Raw genomic sequence first — 2,588 nt, 5'->3', positions numbered from 1 at the left:
CCTATCGACTTCGAACGTGAAGCTGGGGTAGCCTGAATGAACTTATCTCGGTGTCCATCAAACCGGCAGCAGGCCAGCTATCCGGTTTTTATCAATCCGTCAATTTGTGTTAGCTTTGTGCTAGCTCCAGAACAGACAAAAGCCCCTATCTTTCGACCGAGGCTTTTCGTTAATTCGTTATAATTACTGTATTTTGTTGGTTGCGGGAGTAGGATTTGAACCTACGACCTTCAGGTTATGAGCCTGACGAGCTACCGGGCTGCTCCATCCCGCGCCACCAATAGTTGACTATCAGGTTGAAAACGAAGCCAAGCTTCGCAATGCCGACCGACCGTCGCGCTTGATCGCGCGTTAGCCAAGGCCGCGACTGCGACCGTCGGCGCCTGAGGCCAACAAAAACATGTGAATGGGTTTATAAAAAAACTCCCCGTATATACGCCGGCTGCAATGCCTGGCGACGACCTACTCTTCCAGTGCTTAAGCAATAGTACCATCGGCGCTGTCCAGTTTCACGGCCGAGTTCGGGATGGGATCGGGTGGGTCACAGACGCTATGGTCACCAAGCAATGAAGCAGGCGCATATACGGAGGGCTTTTTAATCGATGCACGCTTTTGATCAAGGTGTGATCAGTGAGACCATTATCGGGCTGGCTTAATCATCCATACCACCACGACAACTCCCAGAGCTGTCATTGATGGTGGGACTCTCTAAGCGCGAACAGAGCAATTAGGACTGGTTAGCTTCATGCGTTACCGCACTTCCACACCCAGCCTATCAACGTGGTGGTCTTCCACGGCTCGATGAAATCTTATCTTGAGGGAGGCTTCCCGCTTAGATGCTTTCAGCGGTTATCCCGTCCATACATAGCTACCCTGCTGCACGGCTGGCGCCATGACAGGTACACCAGAGGTATGTTCAACCCGGTCCTCTCGTACTAGGGTCAACTCCTCTCAAATTTCGACGCCCACGGCAGATAGGGACCAAACTGTCTCGCGACGTTCTGAACCCAGCTCACGTACCACTTTAATTGGCGAACAGCCAAACCCTTGGGACCTGCTCCAGCCCCAGGATGTGATGAGCCGACATCGAGGTGCCAAACGATTCCGTCGATATGAGCTCTTGGGAATCATCAGCCTGTTATCCCCGGCGTACCTTTTATCCGTTGAGCGATGGCCCTTCCACGAGGGACCACCGGATCACTATGACCGACTTTCGTCTCTGCTCGACTTGTCAGTCTCGCAGTCAGGCGGGCTTATGCCATTGCACTCTAACAGACGGTTTCCAACCGTCCTGAGCCCACCATCGCGCGCCTCCGTTACTCTTTAGGAGGCGACCGCCCCAGTCAAACTACCCGCCACAGAGGGTCCCTGCACCGGATAACGGTGCGAGGTTAGACATCAGAAAACAACAGGGTGGTATTTCACCTATGGCTCCACGACAACTGGCGTCATCGCTTCAAAGCCTCCCACCTATGCTACACAGTTCTTTCCTAATGCCACTCTGAAGCTGCAGTAAAGGTGCACGGGGTCTTTCCGTCTAACCGCGGGTACTCCGCATCTTCACGGAGAATTCAATTTCGCTGAGCATGTACTGGAGACAGTGGGGAAGTCGTTACGCCATTCGTGCAGGTCGGAACTTACCCGACAAGGAATTTCGCTACCTTAGGACCGTTATAGTTACGGCCGCCGTTTACTGGGGCTTCAATTCAGAGCTTGCACTCCTCCTCTTAACCTTCCAGCACCGGGCAGGCGTCAGACCCTATACGTCGTCTTGAAGCCGACTTAGCAGAGTCCTGTGTTTTTGCTAAACAGTCGCTACCCCCTGGCCTGTGCCCCCCACAAAAAGTTGCCTTGATGTGGGGCCTCCTTCTTCCGAAGGTACGGAGGCAATTTGCCGAGTTCCTTCAGTACACTTCTCTCAAGCGCCTTGGTATACTCTACCATCCCACCTGTGTCGGTTTAGGGTACGGTCTATACGGTGGGGCTATTTCCTGGGACTACTTCGAAGCCAGACCAATCCGTTAAGGCCTGACAACACACGCAATCCGTCACACACCACCAGGTACAGGAATATTAACCTGTTTCCCATCGACTACCCCCTTCGGGCTCGTCTTAGGGGCCGACTCACCCTGCTCAGATTAGCTTTAAGCAGGAACCCTTGGGATTTCGGCGACAGTGCATCTCACACTGTTTATCGCTACTCATGTCAGCATTCGCACTTCCGATACCTCCACGACCCATTACCAGATCGCTTCATCGGCCTACGGAACGCTCCGCTACCGCGTGATCGTAAACGATCACACCCTAAGCTTCGGTGCATCACTTTAGCCCCGTTACATCTTCGCCGCAGAATCTCTTAATTAGACCAGTGAGCTGTTACGCTTTCTTTAAAGGATGGCTGCTTCTAAGCCAACCTCCTGGTTGTTTTGGAAATTCCACATGCTTTCCCACTTAGTGATGACTTGGGGACCTTAGCTGTAGGTTAGGGCTGTTTCCCTTTTGACGACGGACCTTAGCACCCGCCGTCTGTCTGCCGAACTAAACTCGTTGGTATTCGGAGTTTGGTTAGGTTTGGTAGATCTCGCGAC

General features: G+C 52.8%; 1 tRNA gene and 2 rRNA genes (1 of these 3 running past the window's edge). All 3 read right to left on the bottom strand.

The window, feature by feature from the left end:
- Positions 1-197 precede the first annotated feature (197 nt).
- A tRNA-Met gene (locus L3X40_RS16850) sits at positions 198-274 on the bottom strand.
- A gap of 175 nt (positions 275-449) precedes the next feature.
- Positions 450-564 (bottom strand): 5S ribosomal RNA (rrf, locus tag L3X40_RS16845).
- Positions 565-708: 144 nt separating this feature from the next.
- Positions 709-2,588 (bottom strand): 23S ribosomal RNA (locus L3X40_RS16840); it runs 914 nt beyond the window's last position.

The sequence above is a fragment of the Rhizorhapis sp. SPR117 genome, assembly GCF_021742065.1.
This window is presented reverse-complemented; position numbering and strand designations above follow the sequence as displayed.